Raw genomic sequence first — 888 nt, forward strand, 5'->3', positions numbered from 1 at the left:
GGACGCGGTGGCGCACTGGGCGGAGCGCCTGCGCGGCGCGCCCGCCGTCGTGGAACTGCCGCTGGACCGGCCGCGCCCGCCGGTCCGCACCTCCGCCGGCGGGGTCGAGCGCTTCCTGCTCGACGCCGGGGTCAGGGAACGCCTCGCGGAGGTCGCCGCGGGCCAGGGCGCCACCCCGTTCATGACGATGTTCGCGGTGTACACCGCGTTCCTCGCCCGGATCTCGGGCCGTGACGACCTCGTCGTGGGCTTCCCCGTGTCGGGCCGCGACCGGCCCGAACTGGGCGGCATGATCGGCATGCTGACCAACACGCTGGCGCTGCGCGTCGACGTGTCGGGCGACCCGTCCCTCGACGGGCTCACCGGCCGCATCCGGGCCGCTCTGCTGGCGGCCAGACCCCACCAGGACGCGCCGTTCGAGGCGGTGGTCGACGCCCTCGCCCCCGTCCGCGAGACCAGCCACGACCCCGTCGTACAGGTGGCGCTCACCTACGACGACGAGGCGCAGGTCGCGCTGCGCCTGTCCGGCGCCGACACCGAGCGGCTCGCCCTCACCCTGGACACCGCCAAGTTCGACTTCCTCCTCTTCGTGGAGCGGTGGGGCGCCGACCTGGCCGCCCAGTTCATCTACCGCGGCGACCTCTTCGACGCCGAGACGGTACGCCGCTGGACGGTCAACTTCCGGACCCTGCTGGACGGCCTCCTCGCCGACCCGGCCGCCCCGCTGTCCTCCGTCGACCTGGTGCCGGCCGACGAGCGCCGCCGTACCCTCGGCGTCGCCGACCGCGTCGCGGAGGCCGCGCCCCCGGACCGCCTGGTGCCCGACCTGATCGCCGACATCGCGGCCGTACGACCCGACGCCACGGCCCTGGTCAGCGGCGACCTGCG

1 protein-coding gene is annotated in these 888 nt (G+C 75.3%); it reads left to right on the forward strand.

Features of this window, described 5'->3' with window-relative positions; translation table 11 throughout:
* On the forward strand, nt 1-888 hold an 888-nt coding region (locus GT042_RS25735; RefSeq protein WP_237531172.1), incomplete at both ends, for a condensation domain-containing protein.

The sequence above is a fragment of the Streptomyces sp. SID3212 genome (assembly GCF_009865405.1).
Taxonomy (GTDB): domain Bacteria; phylum Actinomycetota; class Actinomycetes; order Streptomycetales; family Streptomycetaceae; genus Streptomyces.